Below are 22,959 nucleotides of genomic sequence, written 5' to 3'. Positions count from 1 at the left end.
TCGACTTGCTGACAGCGAATTTCACACCATCCCGATGCTCCTATGGAGGTCAAGGGGCGAGGGCGGCGAAGTCGGCTCGTAGGGCGGTGTAGACGTCGCGGACGATGTAGCGCTTGAGGCAGCGGAGGATCTCTTGCTTGCTGAGGCCTTCCGTGGTGCGTCGGTGCTGGTAGGCGCGGGTGCGTGGGTCGTAGCGCAGGCGGCAGAGGGCGATGGTGTGGAGGGCGTGGTTGGCGCCGCGGTCGCCTCCGCGGTGGAGGCGGTGGCGGCGCACTCGTCCGGAGCTGGCGGGGATGGGTGCTGCGCCGCAGAGGTGGGCCAGTGCTGCTTCCGAGCGCAGCCGGTCGGGGTTGTCGCCGGCGGTGGTGAGCAGTTGGGCGGCGACGTCGGTGCCGACGCCGAATAGGGCGCTGGTGCGTGGTGCTGCCTGGCGGACCAGCGGTGTCAGCTGTCGGTCGAGGGTGGTGATCTCCTCGGTCAGGGTGCTGACTCGTCGGGCGAGTCCGGCCAGCGCAGCAGTGGTGGCTTGTTCCGGGTCGTTGAGCCTGGTCGGGTCGACGGTCAGAGCGGTGCAGCGGCTGACCAGGACTGCGGCGCTGAGCTTTGTCAGCTGGGCTCGCAGACTTTCGGGGGCGGCGGTGACCAGGCCGCGCATCTGATTGATCGCAGCGGTGCGGGCCTTGACCGCCCCCTGGCGGGCCACTCGTAGGGCGCGGATGGCTTCCACGGCTCCGGTGCGGGTCTTCGGCGTGCCCATGGCGGTGCCGGCGAGAGTGGCCCGGGCAGCGGCGATGGCGTCGATGGGGTCGGACTTGCCCTTGGTCCGGCGGGTCCTGCGGTCAGGGCGGTCGACCTCAACGACGGTGACCTTGTGGCAGGCCAGGTGCCGGGCCAGGCCCGCCCCGTAGCTGCCGGTGCCCTCTACCCCGATCGCGACCAGGCGGCCGAAGGAGCGCATCCAGGCCAGCAAGTCCGCATAACCAGCGGCGGTGGCCGGGAACTCGTGGTCGGCCAGGAGCCCGCCGGTGCTGTCGATCACGGCGGCGTGGTGGGTATCGCGGTGGGTGTCGACACCACCGATGACCGATCGCTTCTTGGCTGCCATGCTGGTGAGGTCCGCCTTTCTCGTATGCGTCGAGAACACGTGGACACGTCACCGGTCAGGCGGTGCGGACAACACAGTGGTGGGCGCCTCTCGCACAGGCTCCTATCAGGTCACGACGCCTGACCGGTGACATGCAGCTGCCGGGGCCACCGGGCTGGCCGACGAATCGGGATGAGGACAGTATCCGTCGGTCTGCCGGTGAGTCAGACCAACCCGGCGACCTACCCCACCATCCTCACTGTCTGCCGCCGACCCGCCCTCCTGGGGAGCGGGCCGCCGCCCGGCCCGCCACGTCAAGCGGACCTTGACGCATGTTCGGACGCTGGCGGGTCGGGCGGTGGTCTGCTCGGCTTGCTCGGGTCGGTGGCAGGCGGGGTGGCCCTGCGTCACCGCCCACGGACCGTGACCCGCCAGCGGAGCCCCGGCCATCCTGGAGCCGGAGCGCCCCCGCCGGAGGCGCAGTAACCGCAACTCCGCGACCGCCGTCAGTTCGCCGTCGCGGCCGGCGTCCGCTCCCCTACGCCGCGCGGGCTCGTGGCCGCGCGGCCCGGCCGGCTGCCAGCACCACCACCCCACCGATCAACGGTCTGTCGTTCTGCGGCGGCCCTCCGGGCTTCCCGCTGTCCGCGCCAGCCGCCGGGCGTCAGGCGTGACGGCCGCAGAGCGACAGCGGCAGCGGCCGGCGCGCGCCCAGGCGGCGGCGCGTGCGGCCCGTTGCGGGCCGCCTTGATGAGACGAACCCACGCAAACCGGTGACTCGCACGGCGAAGCTGTTGTTCACGAGCGGCCGGAGCAACCCGATCCAGCGAACCGGGTGGGCATACCCGTGGAAGAAGGCCGTGGAAGCGGTCGATGGGGTGCCGGAGGGGTTCGGCTACCACGGTCTGCGGCACTACTTCGCCACGTTGCTGATCCACGGCGGGGCAAGCGTGAAGACGGTTCAGACGGCGTTGGGGCACGCAACGCCGATCATCACCCTGAACACGTATGCGGGGGAGTGGCCAGAAGCGGTCGATCGGACGCGGAACCTGGTCGACGCGGCGCTGTCTGGCGCTCGGCTGGCGGTGGCGCGGTGATGGGCCGAGTTGTGCCCGATCTGTTCCCGCGATCGTGGGTTGCCGTTGCGTCGCAGGTCAACGGGCTGGTCCGCTCCTGTTCACGCAGTTCCGCTGGAAGTAGCGCGCCGGTATGGCCCCTGACCTGCGTCTCTGAACGGTCCGGCGCCCACGGCGGTGCCGTGGGCGCCGGAGGCTGTCAGGGGGTCGGCGTGTGCAGCCGCAACGCGGTGTGGAGGGGGGCGTCGACGACGATCTGGGCGTTGCGGTTGACGTCCATGGCGGTTCCGGTCAGTCCCACAGCGAGACGGCGACGGCGGCGATGCCGACGGGCAGCAGCAGCCAGGGCTCGGCCAGGATGAACAGGGCGGCGACGATCAGGGCCGCGTACAGCAGGGCCTTCGCGATGCGGCGCTGCCGGCGGTGCCTGAGCTTCTTGACGGTCCTGTCCTCGGCGCCGGCCAGCTCGGGCGCGGCGTCCAGGCCGACTTCGGAAGCGGTGCTCAGTTCTTCCTCCTCGTTCACGAGTGGTTGATCACTCACTGGGCTGGTGTGGATTTCTCGTGGCGCGCGCGTTGGTGCCGATCACCGTCGGTCGGCCGCCTCGGCGGTCGCCTTGAGGGCGGCGAGCCAGGAGGTCAGTGATGCGGTGAGCGCGGCGCGCATGCCTTCGGGGTCGGCGGCGATGGGTGGGCCGTCCCAGGACTCGGTGGTGTGCACGACGACTCCGTGGTGGGTCGGGGTGAAGGTCCATACGTGGACGCCGTCGATCCCCAGCGCCGGCCCGCCCCACACGATGCGCCGCAGGGGGCGGACCTCGCGGATGGTAGAGACGATGGGCAGCCCATGGGTCTCCCAGGCGAACGAGCCACCCGGGCGCAGCGGGCCGGTCAGCTCGGCCCGGTTGATGTCCTGCTGCCAGGACGGCCACTGGTCGATAGCGGTGTGCAACTGCCACACGGCCGCCAGCGGGGCGTCGATGGTGATGGACAGGTCGACGATGACCTGGGCGTCGCGGTCAACGTCGACCTGGACCTGCCGCGCCGCGACCGCGTTGGTGGCCGGGGTGTGGTCGGGATGGGCCGCGGCGGGCTCGGCCAGGGCCGCGATCGTGGTGGCGGCAACGGTCCCGTACAGCAGACCCTTGACTGCCTGGCGGCGGTTGAGTGCCGTGTTCCTGTTCATGGCGGATCTCCTCCGATAGAGTGGTTGATTACTCACTTGCTGGACATTAAGAGGTCAGGCTGCTGCCTGGGCGCGGCTCTCGGACCCGGGTGTGGTGGCAGCGAACTGGCCGCCAGGGCGAGAGCCCCGGGAGACGATGGCGGTCAGCGCGACGGCTGCGGCGACGATTCCGGCGGCCACGAGCAGCCCCGCCTGGAAGCCCTCGTTGAGGGCGATGGCGGGTACGGCGCCGTTGAGGCTGCTGTCGGTGCGGCCGGCGGCCACGGCGGTCAGGGCGGCCAGACCGAGCGCGCCGCCGATCTGCTGGGTGGTGTTGATGAGCCCGCTGGCCAGTCCGGACTCGGCGTCGGTGATGCCTTCGACGGAGCTGACGGTGAGCGCGACGAACGTCGCCGCGAGGCCGACACCGACGACGAGCGAGGGCCCGAGCAGATCGGTGACGAACCCCGCGTCGGCGGGCATCCGAGAGAACCAGACCAGACCCGCGGCGAAGGCGGCGAGGCCCGCGAGGGTCACCGGCTTGCTGCCGATGCGGGTGACCAGCGGGGAGATCAGGCCGGCGGCCACCACCAGGGTGCCGGCAACGGGGAGCTGGGCGAGGCCGGTCTGCAGCGGCGTGTAGCCCAGGACCTGCTGCATCGACAGCGACAGGAAGTAGAACAGCCCGAACATCGCGGCTCCGACGAACAGCATCGTCACGTTCGCGCCGAGGACGGTGCGCAACCGGAAGATCGCAAACGGCAGCACGGGAGAGGTCGCGCGGCGCTCGATGATGACGAACGCGCCGAGCAGAACGGCGGCGGCCGCGAAGACCCCCAGTGTCGTCGGTGCGGCCCAGCCCGCCGACTCCGCCTCGACGATCCCGTACACGGCAGCGGTCAGGCCCCCGGTGACTGTGGCCGCCCCTGCGAGATCGAAGCCGTCGCGCCCGGCGTGCCCACGGCTTTCGGGGATGAGGCGCAGGCTCAGCAGTGCGGTGGCCGCCCCGATGGGGACGTTGATGAACAGCACCCATTCCCAGCCGAGCCCGTCGGTGAGGACCCCGCCCAGCAGGACGCCTGCCGCGGCGCCGGAACCGGCGACCGCACCCCAGACGCCGAGGGCCTTGTTGCGTTCGGCGCCCGCCGGGAAGATCGTGGTCAGGATCGACAGCGCGGCGGGCGCGAGCAGCGCCCCGCCGAGCCCTTGCACTGCCCGTGCGGCGATGAGCTGCCACGCCGCGGTGGCCAGCCCACCGACCAGCGAGGCCGCGGCGAACAGCACCAGGCCGGCCACGAACATGCGCCTGCGGCCCAACAGGTCGGCCAGCCGGCCACCGAGCAGCAGGAAGCCGCCGAAGGCCAGCACGTAGGCGTTGATGACCCAGGACAGGTTCTCCGGCGAGACCCGCAGCTCGTCGCCGATCGACGGCAGGGCGATGTTCATGATCGATGAGTCGAGCACGACCGCGAACTGCGCGACGGCCAGCAACGCCAGGACGGCCCAGCGCCGCCGCCCGGCGCTGCCGACGACCGCCAGCCCGGCGGCCGGGGCGGCGACGGTGGCGCCGCTCGTCTCGGTGATGGTCTTCACTTCTCAACTCCTTGAATAGAGTGGTTGATTACTCACTACCGACGCCGAAGCGGCGCGGCGGTCAGTGGCGACCGCCGCGCCGGTCAGTGGCGCAGTCCGCTCGACAGCGTCCTGGCCCAAGGTGCGTCGACGTCGTCGGCGCCCATGGTCACCACCACGTTGCACAGCGCGCCCATGGCGATGAACTCCTGCAACTGCTCGTCCGAGGCGCCCGAGACGCTGCGGGCGTACTCCACCACCCGGGAGTAGCCGTGCCGCACGGCCTTGCGGACCTCCGGGACCGACACCGCGGCGCACTGCGCGTGCATCTGGACCAGCAGCAGGTCCTGATCTCTGATCAACTGGGCGTACGCGCCGCCCATCGCCGACAGCACCGCTTCGGGGGAGCTGCCGGTGGCGGCTGCGGCGCCCTCGGCGAGGCTCTCCCGGAACAGGTCGAAGGTCCGCTCGACCACTGCCGCGAACAGCGATTCCTTGTCGGGAAACAGCCGGTACAGGTACGCCTGCGATATCCCGGCCGCCTTCGCGACCTCGACAGTGGTGGTGCCGAAGTAGCCGCGCGCCGCGAATGCCCCGATGGCCGTCGACAGCACTTCCTGGCGGCGGTCTTCAGCGGTTGACAAGGTGCGGGACTTGGTGGAGGGCGACATGTGAGTAGTTAACCACACACCCATGTCGGACGGCAACACGGGTCCTTCCTCGTAGCGTGGTGACCGACGGGCGTCAAGGCGGCGGATGCCGCCGGGCGGGAGTGGCCACGGGTGCGACGGCCACTCCCGGTGCCGGTCAGAGCGGATAGGTGCGGGCGACCGCGAGCATCTCCGAGCTGTGCGATCCGACCACCCCGACGTCCGCCGGACGGGGCCGGAAGCCGGGCAGCGCGTCCAGGCCGTCGCTGGCGTCCATCGCGCGCAGCTCCACCCGCTCGGCCTTGGGCGCCACGGTCAGCGTCACCTCGATGCCCTCGGCCGGCGGGGCGTGGAAGACCACGCCGAAGCCCCACTTCCCGTCCCGCGCCTCGACCGGCACCGAGCGGCCGGCCACCTCGGCGCGCAGCACTGTCGCCGTCGCCGAGTCCACGTGCAGGCTGGCCAGCCGGACCGGGCGTTGCGGGGTGAGCCGCAGCCGCAGCGTGCGCTCGCCGCCGGCGGTGTTGTCGGCGAGCACGTCCAATTTCGGGGCGGGCAGGTTCGCCGCCTGTGCCGGGCCGCCGAGCAGCTCGCCGTCGCCCAGGCCGGGGAAGTCGTCGGCCACGGAGACCGGACCGTCCACGTACTGGCCGGTCCAGGGCTGCGGGTCGGCCTCGTGGCTGAGCCAGCGGGCCTGGCCGGTGCCGGCGTCCAGGGCGTACATCAGGTGGGTGGGCGCGGGGTGCGCGGCGTCGAACCGGTCGACGGCGAGCCCGACCCCGGCGAACACCACCGCGGCCAGCGCGGCGGCTCCGGCCGGCAGCGCGCCGAGCCGGCGGGCGCGCAGCGCGACCAGGCCGCGCTGGCCGCCGGCCTGCGGGTGCAGCAGGTCCACCACCGGCAGCGCGGCCAAGCCGAGCAGCACCGCGACCAGCGCGGCCACCCCGCCCATCGCCATGCCGAGCGCCGGGAAGAGCAGCACCACCGTCGGAAGCAGGATCACCACGGCCACCGCGCCGGCCACCGTCACCGCGACCACCGGCCACGGGCCGTCGAGCCGGGTGGCCAGCGCCACCAGCCCGCCGAGCGCGCCGGCCAGGGCCGGCAGGGTGAGCAGGTACGCCCCACCGGGCACCAGCACGGCGAGCAGCACCCCGAGCAGGGCCAGCCAGCCCAGCGCGCCGACCGCCAGCGCGGCCGGGCCGATCCGGCGGCGGGTCAGTGCGTACCAGGCGAACAGGATGGCGACGGCCAGCGCCACCACGGCCAGCCGGTACCAGGTCGGCCGGTACGGGTCGAGCAGCTCGGCGTAGCCCGGCCGGGTCGCGGTGACCGCCGCCCAGAGCAGTTGGGCGGCCACCGGGGCGGCCACGATCGGCACCAGCGCCAGCGCGAACCCGGCGGCCAGCTTCTTCCCGGTGGCCCGGCCGCGGCGGCGGGTGAGCCAGCCGAGCGCGACCACCGCGGCCAGCGCGACCAGGGCCAGCGGCAGGGTCAGCCAGCCGGGGTAGTGGACCAGCCCGCCGGGCACCGGGAAGTAGGTGGCGTCCTGGCCGGCGCGCAGCGTGCCCAGGTCGACCCGGCCGAACTCGCGGGCCAGGCCGAGCGCGTTGTCCCCGTGGTGCTGGAGGCTCGCCCGGTCCAGCGCGGCCGGGGTGTCCAGCGGCGTGTGGTAGATCGCCCCGCCGTCGATGTACGCCGAGTTCAGCCCGAGGAAGTCCTGGTCCAGGAACGCGGTGAAGTCGGTGTCGTTGGGCAGCGCCCGGTAGATCTCCACGGCGAACGAGGTGCCGACCGGGTGCGGCGCGGCCCGCCCGAAGACGTCCACCAGCTCCGCGTTGTTCCGGGACGTCTCGAACATGATCACCGGCCCGGTGGAGCCGCGGGCCTCCAGGTTGAGCACCACCCCGCCGTCGGCGGCCAGCGGGTGGCTGGCGGCGAAGGCCGCGGCGCCGCAGAGGCACGCCTCCTCGGCGTCGGTGAGCACGAAGACGATGTCGTTGCGCGGTCGCGGGCCGGTGGCGAGCGCCCGGGCCACCTCCAGGATGGTGGAGGTGCCGGCGGCGTCGTCGTTGCCGCCGGGCCCGGTCTGCACCGAGTCGTAGTGGGCGACCAGGAAGACCCGGCCGGTCGGGTCGGTGCCGGGCAGCCGGGCCACCACGTTGCGTACCCGGGCCAGGGTGGCGCCGCCGGCCGCGCCGCTGAGCTGTCCGGCCTCCGGCGCGACGGTGTCCTGCACCTCGGTCTCCAGGCCGAGCCCGCGCAGCACCCCCTCGACGTGGGCGCGGACCTGGTCGTTGGCCGGGCTGCCGGCCACGTGCGGCCGGGCCGCGATGACCTTCACGTTCTCGTACGCCCGCGCCGCGCTGAACTCCGCGGGCGGCGCGTCGGCCGGGCGCGGCGCCGGGGTGCGCAGGTCGAGCAGGGTGCCGGCGCCGACGGCGAGCAGCGCGACCAGGGCCGCCGCGGCGGCGAGCAACCGGCGGCGGGGCCGGGCGAACGTCCGGTCGGCGGCGAGCACGGGCGAGCCGGGCCGGGCCGGCGCGTGCTCGGCCGCGGGGGTGGGGGGTGCGCCCACGGGGACTCCTCGGGGTGGGACCAGGGTGGGCATCATCCTGCACCCCGTTGGCCGCCGGTGGCACCGGCAGATCCGGCCCAGATCCGGTTTGTCCGGCAACGGGTAGTGATCCGTCCCATCCCGCCCCGCGCCGGGTCCGTCGTGTTGTGTGCGACCGTTGTCTAATACAGGATCAGCAGGGCACTCGGAAGGAGCCCGACATCACCAGCGAACTCCCGCGTCTCGCGGCGGTGACCCGGCCGTACCGGGGGACCGGTCTGGCCGGTTCCCCCGTCGTGCCGTACCCGCACGGCGGCCTGGGACGGCACCCCAACCTGCCGCCCGGCGAGCGGCTGCGGGTGCTGCTGGTCGAGGACGACGAGGGGGACGCCTTCCTCGTCGGCGAGTTGCTCGCGGAGACCAACTCGATGATCGACCTGCTCGTCGCGACCAGCCTGAGCGAGGCCCGGCAACGGGTGATGGGCGTGGACTGCGTCCTGCTCGACCTCGGCCTGCCCGACGCGCAGGGGCTGGACGGGCTCCGGCAGGTGCTGGACATGGCCAGCGGCGCCGCGGTCTGCGTGCTGACCGGCCGCTCCGACGAGCACCTGGGCATCGTCGCGGTCGCCGAGGGAGCGCAGGACTACCTGGTCAAGGGCCAGGTCGACGGGGTGCTGCTGACCCGCGCGCTGCGCTACGCGGTGGAGCGCAAGCGGGCCGACGAGAACGCCCGCCGGCTGCGCGAGGTGGAGCTGCGCCAGGCCGAGTCGGCCCGGCTGGAGCGCGGCCTGCTGCCGCAGCCGCTGATGACCACCGACCAGGTCGCGGTGCACGCCTTCTACCGGCCGGGCCGGCACGCCGCGCTGATCGGCGGCGACTTCTACGACGTGGTGCAGACCCGCCCCGACCGGCTCGACCTGATCGTCGGCGACGTCTGCGGGCACGGCGCCGACGAGGCGGCGCTCGGCGTCGAACTCCGGGTGGCCTGGCGGGCCCTGATCCTCGCCGGCGTGCCCGACGACGAGGTGCTGCCGGCGCTGGAGCAGGTGCTGATGAGCGAGCGCCGGTTGCAGGAGATCTTCGCGACCGTGGCCACCGCCCGGCTGCACCTGGACGCCAACCGGGCCACCGTGCGGCTGGCCGGCCATCCGCCGCCGCTGCTGCTCTCCCGGGGCCGGGTCGCCCCGGTTCCCGCCCCCGGCGGCCTGCTGCTGGGCGTACGGCCGCGCCGGCCGGTCGCCTACGACCTGGAGTTCGACGCCGATGACTGGTCCCTGTTGATGTACACCGACGGCCTGATCGAGGGCCGGATCGGCGAGGGCGACGAGCGCCTCGACGTGCCCGGCCTGAACGACCTGCTCGCGGAGCCGGCCAGCCGGCAGGTGCCGCTGCCCGAGCTGCCGGCCTGGCTGGTCGGGCGGGCCGAGCAGCTCAACGGCGGCCCGCTCGCCGACGACGTCGCCATGCTGCTGCTCAGCCGGGGTGGTGGCCGGTGACCAGGGGGACCTCCAGCTGGACCCTGCGCCAGCGGGTCGTCACGCTGCTCGCCGTGGTCGGCCTGCTGCTGGTCGGCCTGGCCGTGGCCGAGGCGTTCGTGGCCACCCAGAACCGGGCCAAGACCGACGCGGTGCTGAACAAGACGGCCCCGCTGCGGGTGCAGGCGCAGGAGTTGCTCAACGCGCTGCTGGACCAGGAGACGGCGGTGCGTGGCTTCGCGGTCAGCGGCGACCGGGCCGACCTGGGCCCGTACGACGAGGGGCTGCGGCTGGAGCGGGACCGGGTCGCCTCGATGGAGCGGCTGCTGGACGACTACCCGGAGATCCGGCAGGAGCTGCGCCAGGTCGAGAGCCGGGCCGAGCAGTGGCGGCAGTCGGTCGCCCTGCCGGTGATCGCCACGACCGAGCAGCAGGGCACCGACGCCGGCCAGGGGCTGGTCACCGACCAGGCCCGCCAGCAGTTCGACCAGGTCCGGGCGGCGGTCAACGCGCTCCAGGACGAGATCGTCGCCGCCCGGGAGAAGAGTGCCCGGGACGTGCAGCGGACCGGCAACCTGCTGGTCGTCCTGCTGATCGTCGCCGCGCTGGTGGTGGTGGTCACCGGTGCGGTGCTGCTGCTGTCGCTGGACCGGATGGTGGTCCGCCCGCTGACCGCGCTCGCCGACCAGGTGCGCGAGGTCGCCGAGGGCGACTACCAGCACGGCATCACCGGCGCCGGCCCGCCGGAGTTCCGCCGCCTCGCCGACGACGTGGACGCGATGCGGCGGAAGATCGCCAAGGACCTGGCCGAGGTACGCGAGGCCCGGGAACGCATCGAGTGGGTCAACAGCCAGCTGCAGAAGCAGGCCGAGGAGCTGACCCGGTCCAACCGTGACCTGGAGCAGTTCGCGTACGTGGCCTCGCACGACCTGCAGGAGCCGCTGCGCAAGGTGGCCAGCTTCTGCCAGCTGCTCCAGCGCCGCTACGCCGGGCAGCTCGACGAGCGGGCCGACCAGTACATCGCCTTCGCGGTCGACGGCGCGCAGCGGATGCAGCGCCTGATCAACGACCTGCTGGCCTTCTCCCGGATCGGCCGGCTCACCGCCGGCTTCACCGAGGTCGACCTGAACAAGGTGATGGGCGACGTGGCCGGGCAGACCGAGGCGGCCCGGCAGTACGCCGACGCCGAACTGACCTGGTCCGAGCTGCCGGTGATCCGCGGCGAGGAGCCGCTGCTGACCAACCTGCTGGCCAACCTGGTCAGCAACTCGATCAAGTTCCGCCGTCCCGACGTGCGACCCCGGGTGCACATCTCGGCCCGCCTGGTCGGCGACGAGTGGGAGATCACCTGCCAGGACAACGGCATCGGGATCGAGCCGGAGTTCGCCGACAAGATCTTCGTCATCTTCCAGCGGCTGCACGCCAAGGACGCGTACCCGGGCACCGGGATCGGCCTGGCGATCGTCAAGAAGATCGTCGAGTACCACGGCGGCCGGGTCTGGGTGGACACCGACGTGCCCGAGGGGACGGCGATCCGGTTCACCCTCCCCGCGCTGCCCGAGGACGTCGCGGCGGCCGCCGCGGCAACCGAGGACGCCGGGACGGCGGACGGCGCGGAGAGCGCGGAGGAGGCGGGCGAGCCGACGGCGGAGGCCGGCGAGGCGGTGCCCGAGCAGGCCGGACGGGCCGAGGAAGCGCAGACGGCGGACGGCCCCCCGGGCGCGCCGGACGAGGGTAGAACGGGTGGCATGAAGGAGACCGTGGGATGACCGCGCCGGCAGACGGCAAGAGCCCGATCGAGGTCCTGCTCGTCGAGGACGACCCGGGTGACGTGTTGATGACCCAGGAGGCGTTCGAGGAGCACAAGCTCCGCAACCGGCTGACCGTCGTCTCCGACGGCGCCGAGGCGCTGGCCTACCTGCGCCGCGAGGGCCAGTACGCGGACGCGGTCACCCCCGACCTGGTCCTGCTCGACCTGAACCTGCCCAAGCGGGACGGCCGGGAGGTGCTCGAGGAGATCAAGAAGGACGAGCAGCTCTGCCGGATCCCGGTGGTGGTGCTGACCACCTCGCAGGCCGACGAGGACATCCTGCGCAGCTACCAGCTGCACGCCAACGCGTACGTGACCAAGCCGGTGGACTTCGAGCGGTTCATCTCGGTGGTCCGGCAGATCGACGAGTTCTTCGTCAGCGTGGTGAAGCTGCCGCCGCGTGGCTGACACCCTGCTCGACGACGTCGGTGGGCTGCTGCGCGAGACCGCCGACCAGGTCGTGCTGCCCCTGTTCCGCAAGCTGGACGACGCCGACGTGGCCGAGAAGGCGCCCGGCGAGATCGTCACCGTCGCCGACCGGCGGGCCGAGGAGGTGATCTCGGCGACCCTGCGCCGGTTGCGTCCGGGCTCGGTGGTGGTCGGCGAGGAGGCGGTGGCCGACGACCCGGGCCTGCTGCGCCACCTGCGCGGGTCGGGCGACGTCTGGCTGGTCGACCCGGTCGACGGCACCTCGAACTTCGCCGCCGGCCGGCGCCCGTTCGCGCTGATGGTGGCCCTGCTGACCGACGGCGAGCCGGCCGCCGCGTGGGTGCTCGACCCGCTCGCCGACACGCTGGCCAGCGCCCGGATGGGGGAGGGCGCCTGGCTCGACGGGCGGCCGGTGCGCACCACGTCGTCGGCACCGCCGGTCGGCGAGCTGCGCGGCGCGGCGATGACCCGGTTCCTGCCGCCGGCGTCCCGGGCCAGCGTCGACACCGGCGCCGCCCGCTTCGGCGAGCTGCTCCCCGGGCAGCACTGCGCCGGCCGGGAGTACCTGGACATCCTCCTCGGCGACCAGCAGTTCGTGCTCTTCTGGCGGACCCTGCCGTGGGACCACGGGCCGGGCACCCTGCTGGTCCGGGCGGCCGGCGGGGTGGCCCGGCGCTTCGACGGCACCGACTACCACCCGGCGGACGAGGGCCACGGCCTGCTCGTCGCCGCCAACGAGGAGATCTGGACCGAGGTCCGCGACGCCCTCCTCACCCCCTGACCGTCCCGCCCACGGGAGCCGCGCCCGTGCGGGGAGAGTGGCCTCCCGGCGCGGGAAGGCCGCCCCGAAGGGGCTCGGGAGAGCGGTGGGTGAGGGGGTGGGCACGGCGGGTCGATGATGCGGGGCGCCGGGGCGCGGGGGGCTGGTCAGGGCTCGGTGGTCCGGTATCCTGACCGCCGGTCTCCGCCAGCAGGCCGCCGACCGGCGCCGGCGGCGACCGCCGCCGCGCAGCGGTACCACGGGGGCCGGCGGCTGACGGAAGGATGCTGTCGTGCCCAGGACCATGCCCGCCGGGCGTCGTGGCCGCCGCCCGCTGATCGCCCTGCTCGCCGCCGTCGCGCTGGTGTTCGGCCTGGGCGCCGTGCCCGCGTACGCGGAGCCGAACGAGGGCGGCACCAAGAAGCTCCGGGACGCCCTGGAGGCCACCGCGAAGGCCCACCTCGAGGCCAAGGCGAAGCTCGACAACTCCAAGCGCCGGCAGAAGGAGCTGGTCGGGGAGCTGACCGGGCTGGAGGCGCGGCTGGGCGACCTGACCGAGCAGGTCGCCGAGGTGGCCGCGCAGTCCTACCGGGTGGGCCGGCTCACCCCGGCGTCGATGCTGCTCAACAGCGCCTCGCCGGTGGCGTTCCTGGAGCGGGCGGCGAACCTGGACCTGATGGCGCAGCGCGACGGCAAGCGGCTGCGCGAGCTGGCCGAGGCGCGCCAGCAGGCGCAGCAGGCGAAGATCGCCCTCGACACCGAGGTGCGCGAGCAGCAGAAGCAGCTCGCCATCATGGCCAAGAAGAAGAAGGAGGCCGAGGCCGCGCTGGCCGCGGTCAGCGGCGGTGGCAGCGGCGGCTTCAGCGGGGCCATCTCGACCTCGGCGAAGCCGGCGCCCCGGAACCCGGACGGCTCCTGGCCGTCGGAGTCCTGCTCGGTGAACGACCCGACCACCTCCGGCTGCATCACGCCGCGCACGCTCAACGCCCTCCAGCAGACCAAGGCGGCCGGCTACAAGCGTTACGTCTCCTGCTACCGCAGCGGCGGCTCCGGCGAGCATCCGAAGGGCCGGGCCTGCGACTTCTCCGCCGCCGCCGGCGGGTTCGAGGACCGGACCGCGACCGGCGGGGACAAGGCGTACGGGGACAGCCTGGCCGCCTGGCACGTGCGCAACGCCAGCCGGCTCGGCGTGCTCTACGTGATCTGGTACCGGCAGATCTGGCATCCCGGCACCGGCTGGCGCTCGTACAGCGGTGGCGGCAGTCCGGCCGCCGACCATACGAACCATGTTCATCTCTCGATGTACTGACCCGGACCGCCGGGTTCGCTGCGTACCATCGCGACGGTGAACTCCCCATCGCCCGATGTCGCGGTACCGCCCGCGCAGCCCGAGCCGGCCACCGGCCGGGCCCTGCCCAACGGCCTCGCCGCGTTCCTGGTCTTCTTCTCCAGCGGCGCCGTCCTGGTGCTGGAGACGGTCGCGCTGCGCCTGGTCGGTCCGTACGTCGGGGTGACCCTCCAGGTGACCAGCTCGGTGATCGGCATCGCGCTGGCCGCCATCGCGTACGGGGCGTGGTCCGGCGGCTGGCTGGCCGACCGGCGGGACCCGCGCACCCTGCTGGCCCCGGCGCTGGTGCTGGCCGGGATCGCCACCGCGGTGACCCTGCCGGTCGTCCGGTACGCGGGCGAGGTGCTGCGCGGCGGCGCGGCGACGGCCATCCTGCTGCTGGTCGCGCTCGCCGTCTTCGTGCCGGCGGCGCTGCTGGCCGCGGTCACCCCGCTGGTGGTCAAGCTGCAACTGGCCGACCTGCGGCGCACCGGGCAGGTGGTCGGCCGGCTCTCCGGCATCGGCACGCTGGGCGGCATCACGGCCACCCTGGGCACCGGCTTCGTGCTGGTCGCCGCCCTGCCCAGCACGGTCATCCTGTTCGCCCTGGCCGCCGCGCTCGGGATCACCGGGCTCGCCCTCGGGGTGTGGCTGCGCCGCCGGGACCGCACCGCCACGCCGGGCCCGGCCCGGGCCAGGGCCGCGCTGGCCGTGCTCGGCCTGGTCGGGGCGGGGCTGACCACCGTCGCCCCGAACCCGTGCGACATCGAGACGGCGTACCACTGCGCCCGGGTCGAGGCCGACCCGGACCGCGGCAGCGGACGGACCCTGCTGCTCAACTCGGCCCAGCACTCCTACGTGGACCTCGCCGACCCGACCCACCTGGAGTACGCGTACACCCAGTGGATCGGGGCGGTGGCCGACGTGGTGGCGCCGCCCGGGCAACGGCTGGACGCGCTGCACCTGGGTGGCGGCGGGTTCACCGTGCCGGGCTACCTGACCGCGACCCGGCCGGGCACCGACAACGTGGTCTTCGAGATCGACGGCGGGCTGGTCGAGCTGGGCGAGCGCGAGCTGGGCGTACGCCAGGGGCCGGCGCTGCGCGCGGTGGTGGGTGACGCCCGGATGCTGGTCGCCGGCGAGCCGGGCGACAGCCGCGACCTGGTGGTCGGCGACGCCTTCGGGCACCTGGTGGTGCCCTGGCACCTGGCCACCCGGGAGATGGCCGCGGAGATCCGCCGGGTGACCCGCCCGGGCGGCGTCTACGTGCAGAACGTCATCGACTACCCGCCGCTGCGCTTCATCCGCAGCGAACTGGCCACCGTCGCCGCCGAGTTCCGGCACGTCGCGGTGATCGCCCCGCCGGCCGCGTTCGCCGGCGAGCAGGGGTCCAACTTCCTCATCGTGGCCTCCGACGCCCCGCTGCCGCTGGACGCGGTGCGGGCCCGGCTGGACACCCTCGACGAGGCGACGAACCTGCTGTCCGGCGCGGAGCTGGCCGCGTTCGTCGGCGACGCGCTGGTGCTCACCGACGACTACGCCCCGGTGGACCAACTGCTCGCCACCGCCTGAACGGGTGACATCACTGACCGATTCCGACCGTGGAGGTGTAGTCCGGGCCCGCCGGGGCAACAACGCTGACCATGGGTGGGGTCCAGAAGGGCGCGCAACTGCTCGGTGAGCGGTACCGGCTGATCGAGCAGCTCGGCGCGGGTGGCATGTCAGTGGTCTGGCGCGGCTACGACGAGGTGCTCGGCCGGCAGGTGGCGGTCAAGGTGCTCGCCTCCCGGCTCGCCAGCGACCGCGCGTTCCGGCACCGGATCCGGATCGAGGCGCAGGCCGCCGCGCGGCTCTGCCACCCCAACATCACCAACGTGTACGACTACGGCGAGTCCGAGCAGGTCGGGCTCACCGTGCCGTACGTGGTGATGGAGCTGATCGACGGGGAGTCGCTGAGCGGCCGGCTGCGCCGCGGCGGGCAGCTGCCCTGGCGGGAGGCGGTGACGATCGGCGCCGAGGTCGCCTCGGCACTGGCCACCGCGCACGCCCGCGGGGTGGTGCACCGCGACGTGACCCCGGGCAACGTGATGCTGACCCCCACCGGGGTGAAGGTGGTCGACTTCGGCATCTCGGCGCTGGTCGGGGAGAGCGAGAAGGGTCCGGACGGGGCGCTGCTCGGCACGCCCGCGTACCTGGCGCCGGAGCGGCTGGACAACGGCCAGGTCTCGCCGGCCACCGACGTGTACGCGGTCGGCCTGCTGCTCTACCGGATGCTCACCGGCCGGCTGCCCTGGCAGGCCAGCACCACCACCGAGATGCTGCGCGCGCACATGTACAACGACCCCGAGCCGATGCCGCCGGTGCCGGGGCTGGCCGACGAGGTGGCCGACCTGGTGCGCCGCTGCCTGGCCAAGCGCCCGGAGGACCGGCCGGCCACCGCCGAGGTGGCCGCCACCCTCGCCGAGGCGGCCGGCATGATCCCGGCGGTGCCGGTCTCCCCGGCGGCCGCGCCGGCCGACCCGGCCGCGCTGGCCAGCGCCGGCACCACCATCCTGCCCTGGTCGGCGGCGACCGACGCGCTGCCGTTCTCGCGTACCCGCAACCGCCGGGCGGTGGCCCGGCGCCGGCGGGTGGAGGCCGGGGTGGCCGCCGCCGGCCTGGTCGCGGTGACCGCGTCGCTGTGGGGGCTGACCTCGCGCAGCCCGGCCAGCGGCGGCGTCGAGGAGCCCACGCCGGCCCGGATGGGGGTGGAGAAGCCCGCCTCCTGCCAGGTGGCGTACGCGCTGCGCGCCGACACCGGCAAGGACTTCACCGCCGAGTTGACCCTCACCAACACCGGTGACCGGGAACTGCGGGACTGGACGATGAGCTTCACCTTCCCCGGCCAGCAGACCGTGACGAAGGCGGTGCCCGCGCCGGTGAGCCAGCAGGGCAGCACGGTGACCGTGCGGCCGGCGCCGCAGCGGACCGCGCTGGCGCCCGGTGCGGCCGAGAAGCTCACCCTGACCGGCCGGCACACCGGGGCGAACCCGCTGCCGGTGGAGTTCCGCATCGGCGAGGAGACCTGCGGGGTGCGGGTGTCCGGTGTGGCCGGTGCGGTGCCCAGCACGGCCCCCAAGCCCGCGGCGACCAAGGCCCCGCCGAAGAAGAAGGTCACCAGCACCAGGACCGGCGGCGGCAGCACGGCGAAGACCGACGACCGCGGTGCGGGCAAGGGCAAGGGCAAGGGAGCGGGCGGTGGTCCGGGAAAAGGGCGAAACTAGGCAAGGGCAAGGGGGAGGGCGGCAAGGGTAGGTGACTCAGGTCAGCGCGGCGAAGCGCTGCACCTGATCGATGCTTCCCTCGACGATCAGCGTGCTGCCCGGCAGCACCACGGTGTCGTCGGTGGCGTAGTGGAACCGCTCGCCCGGCAGTTGCACCCCGACCACGCGTACCCCGTGCCGCTCGGCCGGCCGGACCTCGGCCAGTGACCGGCCGGCGAGGCTCTCCGGCGCGCGTACCTTGGCGATGGCGAAGTCCTCGCCGAACTCGATGAAGTTGAGCATCTTGCTGACGATCAGGTGGGCCACCCGCTCACCGGTCTCCGCCTCCGGGAAGATCACGTGGTGCGCGCCCACCGAGGCCAGGATCTTGGCGTGCTTGGTGGACGTGGCCCGGGCCCACACCTGCGGCCCGCCGAGTTCCACCAGGGCCAGCACGGCGAGCACGCTCGCCTCGACCGAGGCGCCGATGGCGACCACCGCGCTCTGGAAGTCGGACGCGCCGAGCTGGCGCAGCGCGTCCTCCTCGGTGGCGTCGGCCTGCACCACCCGGTCGAGCTGGTCGGACCAGCGCTGCACGAGATCGGGATTGCGGTCGACGGCGAGCACCTCGTGGCCGAGCTGGGTCAGCGACTCGGCCAGGTAGCCGCCGAACCGGCCCAGCCCGATCACCAGGATGCCGCCGTCGTTGCTGCGGTCAGCCGACAATGGGTTGCTCCTCCGGGTAGCGGTAGAGCCGTCGCCGGGTGTTCAGGGCGATCGCCGACCCGAGGGTGAGCGGCCCGACGCGGCCGATGTACATCAGGGCGATGAGGGCGAGCTGGCCGCTCTCCGGCAGCGTGGGGGCGACGCCGACGGAGAGCCCGGTGGTGGTGAACGCCGAGGTCACCTCGAACAGCGCGGCGTAGAACGGGACCCCCTCGGTGATCACGATCAGCCCCACCGTGCCGACCACCACCAGCGCGACGCTGATCAGCGCCACGGTGATCGCCTGCCGCTGGCTGGCGGTGGCCACCCGGCGGTGCCCGATCGTCACGTCCGGCTCGCCGCGCAGCTCCGCCCAGATCACGAACGCGAGCAGGAAAAACGTGGTCACCTTGATCCCGCCGGCGGTGCTGGCGCTGCCCCCGCCGATGAACATCAGCGCGACGAGGGTGGGGTACGTCTCCTCGCCGAGGCCGCTGGTGTCGACCACGTTGAACCCGCCGGTGCGGACGAACGCGTCCTGGGTGAACGCCGCGAGCAGCTTGTCCGGCCAGCTGAACGGGCCCAGGGTGCGCGGGTTGCCCCACTCCACCACGAGCAGGGCGAGGAAGCCGACCAGGAGCAGCACCAGGCTGCCCCAGACGGTCAGCTTGGTGCCCACCGCCCAGCGGTCCGGTTCGCGCCACTCCCGGACCGCCTCGAACAGCGCGGGGAAACCGAGCCCGCCGATGATCGCGCCGACGGCCAGCGGCAGGGTGACCCAGGCGTCGGTGGCGAACCCGACCAGGTTGTCGGAGTAGAGCGCGAACCCGCCGTTGTTGAAGCCCTGCACGGCGTGGAAGACGCCGTGCCAGAGCGCCCGGCCCAGCGGGTAGTCGTAGCTGACCGCGAGCCGGACGGTGAGGATCGTCGCGATCACCGCCTCGCAGATCAGCGAGGTGGCGGCGATGCGCATGAGCAGCCGGCGGACGTCGCCGAACCCGAACTCCTGGGTCTCGGCCTGCACCAGCAGCCGGTTGCGCAGCCCGAGGCGCCGGGCCACCACCAGGATGACCAGGGTGGCCCCGGTGACGATGCCGATCCCGCCGACCTGGGTCAGCACGGTGATCATCACGAGGCCGAACTCGGTCCAGTAGTTCGGGGTGTCGACCACCGCCATGCCGGTCACCGACACCGCCGAGGTCGCGGTGAACAGCGCGGTCATGAACGGGGTGTACCGGTGCTCGGTGGTCGCCCAGGGCAGCATCAGCAGGCCGGTGCCGAGCAGGATCGTCGCCAGGAAACCGAACGGCACCAGCCGTACGGGGTGACGAAGAAACCGGCGCACCAGACAATCTTCCTGTTCCGCCCGGATCGGGGTGTCGAAACCGGTATCCCGGAGGGTTCACCTGTCGGCCAGTCGTCGACCAACTGCCGGACAACCCGGACGGGTCTGCTGAGGGCGTTCCTCGACGACGACAGGAGACGGCGTTGCGACGTACCCTTTCCGCCCTCGGCCTGGCCGGCGCCCTGCTCGCGGCCGTGGTGGCCGTGCCCACCACCGGCGCGGCGGCCGGTCCGGCGACGGGCAGCGAGAAGGCCGGCGGCCGCCCGCTGGTGATCGCCCACCGCGGGGCCAGCGGCTACCGGCCCGAGCACACCCTGGAGGCGTACCGGCTGGCCATCCGGCAGGGCGCCGACTTCATCGAGCCGGACCTGGTCTCCACCTCGGACGGGGTGCTGGTGGCCCGGCACGAGAACGAGATCTCGGGTACCACCGACGTGGCCGCCCGCCCGGAGTTCGCCGCCCGCCGGACCACGAAGACCATCGACGGCACCCGGGTGACCGGCTGGTTCACCGAGGACTTCACCCTCGCCGAGCTGAAGACGCTGCGGGCCAAGGAGCGGCTGCCGCAGGTACGGGTGGCCAACACCGCCTTCGACGGCCGGTTCGAGGTGCCCACGCTCCAGGAGGTCATCGACCTCGCCCGAACCGAGGGGCGGGCACGGGGCCGCACCATCGGCGTCTACCCGGAGACCAAGCACCCCAGCTACTTCGCCTCGATCGGGCTGCCGCTGGAGGAGCCGCTGGTGCGGGTGCTCCGGGCGAACCGGCTGACCCGGAAGAACTCGCCGGTGATCGTGCAGTCCTTCGAGACCGCCAACCTGCGCAAGCTGGACCGGATGATCGACGTCCGGCTCGCCCAGCTGCTCGACGCCAGCGGCCGCCCGTACGACTTCACCGTCGCCGGTGACACCCGCACCTACCAGGACCTGGCGAAGCCGGCCGGCCTGGCGTGGATCGCCCGGTACGCCGACGGCGTCGGGGCGAACAAGAACCTGATCGTGCCGCGCGACGCCGCCGGGAAGCTGCTCGCCCCGACCACCCTGGTCCGGGACGCGCACCGGGAACGGCTGGTGGTGCACGCCTGGACGTTCCGCGCCGAGAACCAGTTCCTGCCGGCGGACTTCCGGATCGGCACCGACCCGAACGCCCGGGGCGACATCCAGGCCGAGTACGAACTCTTCCTCGGCCTGGGCCTGGACGGGGTCTTCGCCGACCACCCGGACACCGCCGTCGCCGCCCGCGCCGGACTCGGCCAGCGCTGACCCGGACCGCCCGCCGGCCCGTCACCGTGCCACGGTGGCGGGCCGGCGCCGTGCTCAGCCGGCGAACCCCTGCAGCTTGTCCGGATTGACCATGATCAGCAGCTGGGAGATCCGCCGGTCGGTGGCGTCCAGGGCGACCACGGCCTCCGGCCTGCCGTCGGCGTCCGCCACCAGCAGCGCCGGTTCGCCGTTGGCCTCGACGATCCGGAAGGTCGACGCACGCCAGTACTTGCGCCAGACGTTGTCCAGCAGGTTGGTGACCCGGGCGGGCCCGCTGACGTCCTTGCGCGCGGCGGGTACCCGGCCGCCGCCGTCCGAGCGGGCGACCACGTCCTCGGCGAGCAGCCGTTCCAGCCGGGCCAGGTCCCCGTCCCGGGCCGCCGCGACGAACGTCTCGACCAGCCGCCGCCGCTCGGCCCGGGACGCCGGTGCGGTCCGTCGCGTCGCGAGGTGCCGGCGGGCCCGGCTGACCAGCTGCCGCGCGTTCGCCTCGGTGGTGTCGAGGACCCCGGCGATCTCGCGGTGCGAGTAGTCGAAGGCCTCCCGCAGCACGTACGCGGCGCGCTCGGTCGGGGTGAGCCGCTCCAGCAGGAGCAGGACGGCGGCGTCCAGCGCCTCCGCGCGTTCGGCGCCGAGCGTCGGGTCCGCGCTGGTGTCCACCGGCTCCGGCAGCCACGGCCCCACGTACCGTTCGCGGCGGGCCCGTGCCGAGCCGGCGGCGTTGACGGCCAGCCGGGTGGTCGTGGTGGTCAGGAAGGCGGCCGGGTTGTCGACCTTCCGGCGGTCCGTCCCCTGCCAGCGCAGCCAGGCGTCCTGCACGACGTCCTCGGCCTCGGTGACGCTGGCCAGCATCCGGTAGGCGATCCCGAACAGGCGCGGGCGGATGGCGAGGAACTCGGTGAGGTCGTCCGCCGTCACGGCCGGGCGTCCGGGTGCGGGCGCGGCGCCGTCGGCGTCCGCCCGACCGCTCACCATGCGCCCAACGTAGCGGGCGCCGCGGTGGGCCGGCGCGGGGAGGTGGGCCCACCGCGTGCGCACCACCGCGGGGTTACGCCCGCTGGCCGGCCCGCTGGCGCCACTGCGCCACCGTCGTCGTGCCCTTCCGCGCCCCGTCGGAGGTCACCAGCGAGCGCTCCTGAAGCCGCGCGCCGAAGTACCGGGCCTCCGGGTCGGTGACCACCTCCTTGGCCTCCCCCTGGGCGGCCAGGGTGTCGCGGCCGAGTTCGTCGAGCCGGAACTGTTCCGGGCCGCCGACCTCGACGATGCCGTTCACCGGGTCGCCGAGGCTGACCTCGGCGACCGTCGCCGCGACGTCGTCGGCCGCGATCGGCTGGATGAGCGCCGGGGAGAGGTGGACGGCGTCCCCGTCGGCCCCGGCCGCGACGATGCCCGGGACGAACTCGATGAACTGCGTGGCCCGCACGATCGAGTACGGGATGTCGGCGGAGGTCACCAGCTTCTCCTGGGCGACCTTCGCCCGCATGTAGCCGCTGTCCGGGATGCGGTCGCAGTTGACGATGGACAGGGCCACGTAGTGGCCGACGCCGGCCTCGGCCCCGGCGGCCAGGAGGGTGCGGGTGGAGGTCTGGAAGAAGTCCAGCACCGCCGAGTCCTCGAACGACGGCGAGTTGGACACGTCGACGACGACGTCCGCGCCGGCCAGCGCCTCCTTGACGCCCTCACCGGTCAGGGTGTTGACGCCGGTCTTGGGGGACGCGGCGACCACCTCGTGGCCCTGCCCCTCCAGGATGGCCACCACCTTGCTGCCGATGAGTCCGCTGCCGCCGATGACGACGATCTTCATGATCGATCTCTTCCCTTCCTGCCGCGGCACCTCACGCCGCAGTCAAGCACCTACGACCGGACAGGGCGGCGATTCGTGACAACCGGCCAGCCGTTCGTGAGCTGGCCCATCCCCGCGGCGGCGACAGGTGCCCGGGGACGCTTACGAGCTGCCCCACGCACCGGACCACCGCCGGGGCGTCCCGCCGGGGGTGTCGGGGCGTCCTGCCGGGGGTGTCCCGCCGGGGGCCTCCCGCCGGAGCGTCCCGCCTGGGACTCCCGACGGCGCGTCCCGTCTGGGCGGCGCGGCGGGGGCACCCGCGAAGATCGCGCTGTTTCCTTGTTGTAGTGGCCTCGGGTGCGGTGGGAAGCCACCACAACATTGATCGAGCATGATCGTGCTGCCTCGCCGGGTCCGGACCAGGGTGGCCCGAGGATGCCCCGTCTGTAGGGGCAGCTCGACAGGACGTTATCGAGTGCGGGCCGGGGTGCCCGCGAGGTCGCCGTGCGGGCACCCGAAAGTGGTGGGCGGTCCTGCGTCGGCCACCGGCCGGGCCGCGGGACGGGTCGGCGGCGTACCGCGTTCGGCGGGGGGCGGTGGCGGGGTGCGACACATGCCCGGTTTCGGCCATGGCTGCCGCGCCCATCGCGCCGGTACGCCGTCACCGTCGCAGGTCGGAGGCTGTTACGGTCGGCCATCCCACCCCTGTTACTTGTGT

The 22,959-nt window shown here is 73.3% G+C and carries 19 protein-coding genes; 9 read left to right on the top strand and 10 right to left on the bottom strand.

The features are described 5' to 3' along the window. Window positions 1-49: 49 nt before the first annotated feature. On the bottom strand, window positions 50-1,144 hold the full coding sequence (locus tag Q3W71_RS13605; protein ID WP_302917410.1) for an IS110 family transposase: 1,095 nt from the start codon (window positions 1,142-1,144) through the stop codon (window positions 50-52). 665 nt (window positions 1,145-1,809) lie between these two features. Here Q3W71_RS13605 and Q3W71_RS13600 point away from each other — a divergent pair. After that, the gene (locus Q3W71_RS13600) at window positions 1,810-2,181 is read left to right on the top strand and encodes a tyrosine-type recombinase/integrase (RefSeq protein ID WP_368050600.1); all 372 of its coding nucleotides are present in this window, start codon (window positions 1,810-1,812) and stop codon (window positions 2,179-2,181) included. 270 nt (window positions 2,182-2,451) lie between these two features. Here the strand turns inward: Q3W71_RS13600 and Q3W71_RS13595 are convergent, their stop codons facing one another. From Q3W71_RS13595 to Q3W71_RS13575, 5 genes are all read right to left on the bottom strand, one after another. After that, the gene (locus tag Q3W71_RS13595; RefSeq protein ID WP_302919606.1) at window positions 2,452-2,685 is read right to left on the bottom strand and encodes a hypothetical protein; all 234 of its coding nucleotides are present in this window, start codon (window positions 2,683-2,685) and stop codon (window positions 2,452-2,454) included. Between the two features lie 60 nt (window positions 2,686-2,745). Beyond that, window positions 2,746-3,345, bottom strand: a complete 600-nt coding sequence (locus Q3W71_RS13590) for an SRPBCC family protein (RefSeq protein WP_302919605.1) — start codon at window positions 3,343-3,345, stop codon at window positions 2,746-2,748. Between the two features lie 54 nt (window positions 3,346-3,399). Next, window positions 3,400-4,917: a DHA2 family efflux MFS transporter permease subunit gene (locus tag Q3W71_RS13585; protein WP_302919604.1), complete on the bottom strand. Its 1,518-nt coding sequence runs from the start codon at window positions 4,915-4,917 to the stop codon at window positions 3,400-3,402. Window positions 4,918-5,000: 83 nt separating this feature from the next. Next, window positions 5,001-5,567 carry a TetR/AcrR family transcriptional regulator gene (locus tag Q3W71_RS13580; protein WP_302919603.1) on the bottom strand — a complete coding sequence of 189 codons (567 nt, stop codon included), beginning with the start codon at window positions 5,565-5,567 and terminating at the stop codon, window positions 5,001-5,003. A 136-nt stretch (window positions 5,568-5,703) separates the two neighbouring features. Further along, on the bottom strand, window positions 5,704-8,124 hold the full coding sequence (locus Q3W71_RS13575; protein WP_302919602.1) for a M28 family peptidase: 2,421 nt from the start codon (window positions 8,122-8,124) through the stop codon (window positions 5,704-5,706). Window positions 8,125-8,399: 275 nt separating this feature from the next. Here Q3W71_RS13575 and Q3W71_RS13570 point away from each other — a divergent pair, with 275 nt between their 5' ends. The 7 genes from Q3W71_RS13570 to Q3W71_RS13540 all read left to right on the top strand — a co-directional run bounded on the left by Q3W71_RS13570 (window position 8,400) and on the right by Q3W71_RS13540 (window position 17,167). Beyond that, a complete protein-coding gene (locus tag Q3W71_RS13570; protein WP_302919601.1) occupies window positions 8,400-9,599 on the top strand; it encodes a PP2C family protein-serine/threonine phosphatase in 1,200 nt (399 codons plus the stop codon). Further along, window positions 9,596-11,347 (top strand): ATP-binding protein, encoded by a 1,752-nt coding sequence (locus Q3W71_RS13565; RefSeq protein WP_302919600.1) that lies wholly within the window; start codon window positions 9,596-9,598, stop codon window positions 11,345-11,347. The genes Q3W71_RS13570 and Q3W71_RS13565 overlap by 4 nt, the downstream gene beginning before the upstream one ends. Further along, on the top strand, window positions 11,344-11,796 hold the full coding sequence (locus tag Q3W71_RS13560) for a response regulator (RefSeq protein WP_109947086.1): 453 nt from the start codon (window positions 11,344-11,346) through the stop codon (window positions 11,794-11,796). Before Q3W71_RS13565 ends, Q3W71_RS13560 begins: the two co-directional genes overlap by 4 nt. Further along, window positions 11,789-12,598, top strand: coding sequence for an inositol monophosphatase family protein (locus tag Q3W71_RS13555; protein WP_302919599.1), 810 nt, complete (start codon window positions 11,789-11,791; stop codon window positions 12,596-12,598). The genes Q3W71_RS13560 and Q3W71_RS13555 overlap by 8 nt, the downstream gene beginning before the upstream one ends. Before the next feature lie 283 nt (window positions 12,599-12,881). Further along, window positions 12,882-13,886, top strand: coding sequence for a hypothetical protein (locus Q3W71_RS13550; RefSeq protein ID WP_302919694.1), 1,005 nt, complete (start codon window positions 12,882-12,884; stop codon window positions 13,884-13,886). Window positions 13,887-13,922: 36 nt separating this feature from the next. After that, window positions 13,923-15,476 carry a fused MFS/spermidine synthase gene (locus Q3W71_RS13545; protein ID WP_302919598.1) on the top strand — a complete coding sequence of 518 codons (1,554 nt, stop codon included), beginning with the start codon at window positions 13,923-13,925 and terminating at the stop codon, window positions 15,474-15,476. Between the two features lie 71 nt (window positions 15,477-15,547). Next, window positions 15,548-17,167, top strand: coding sequence for a serine/threonine-protein kinase (locus Q3W71_RS13540; protein ID WP_302919597.1), 1,620 nt, complete (start codon window positions 15,548-15,550; stop codon window positions 17,165-17,167). A 36-nt stretch (window positions 17,168-17,203) separates the two neighbouring features. Here Q3W71_RS13540 and Q3W71_RS13535 read toward each other — a convergent pair whose 3' ends face one another. Further along, window positions 17,204-17,872 (bottom strand): TrkA family potassium uptake protein, encoded by a 669-nt coding sequence (locus Q3W71_RS13535; RefSeq protein WP_302919596.1) that lies wholly within the window; start codon window positions 17,870-17,872, stop codon window positions 17,204-17,206. Further along, window positions 17,862-19,196 (bottom strand): TrkH family potassium uptake protein, encoded by a 1,335-nt coding sequence (locus Q3W71_RS13530; RefSeq protein WP_302919595.1) that lies wholly within the window; start codon window positions 19,194-19,196, stop codon window positions 17,862-17,864. The genes Q3W71_RS13535 and Q3W71_RS13530 overlap by 11 nt, the downstream gene beginning before the upstream one ends. Window positions 19,197-19,339: 143 nt before the next feature. On the opposite strand from Q3W71_RS13530, the gene Q3W71_RS13525 reads away from it, so the two are divergent. Beyond that, complete coding sequence (locus tag Q3W71_RS13525; protein WP_302919594.1) at window positions 19,340-20,458, top strand: glycerophosphodiester phosphodiesterase; 1,119 nt, start codon at window positions 19,340-19,342, stop codon at window positions 20,456-20,458. Between the two features lie 54 nt (window positions 20,459-20,512). Here Q3W71_RS13525 and Q3W71_RS13520 read toward each other — a convergent pair whose 3' ends face one another. Both Q3W71_RS13520 and Q3W71_RS13515 read right to left on the bottom strand, forming a co-directional pair. Beyond that, window positions 20,513-21,433: an RNA polymerase sigma-70 factor gene (locus Q3W71_RS13520; RefSeq protein WP_302919593.1), complete on the bottom strand. Its 921-nt coding sequence runs from the start codon at window positions 21,431-21,433 to the stop codon at window positions 20,513-20,515. Window positions 21,434-21,506: 73 nt separating this feature from the next. Next, a complete protein-coding gene (locus Q3W71_RS13515; RefSeq protein ID WP_302919592.1) occupies window positions 21,507-22,262 on the bottom strand; it encodes an SDR family oxidoreductase in 756 nt (251 codons plus the stop codon). Window positions 22,263-22,959 lie beyond the last annotated feature (697 nt).

The organism is Micromonospora sp. C28SCA-DRY-2, from assembly GCF_030519475.1.
Lineage (GTDB): Bacteria > Actinomycetota > Actinomycetes > Mycobacteriales > Micromonosporaceae > Micromonospora.
Note: the sequence above shows the minus strand (reverse complement) of the source record. Positions and strands in the feature narration are given on the sequence as shown.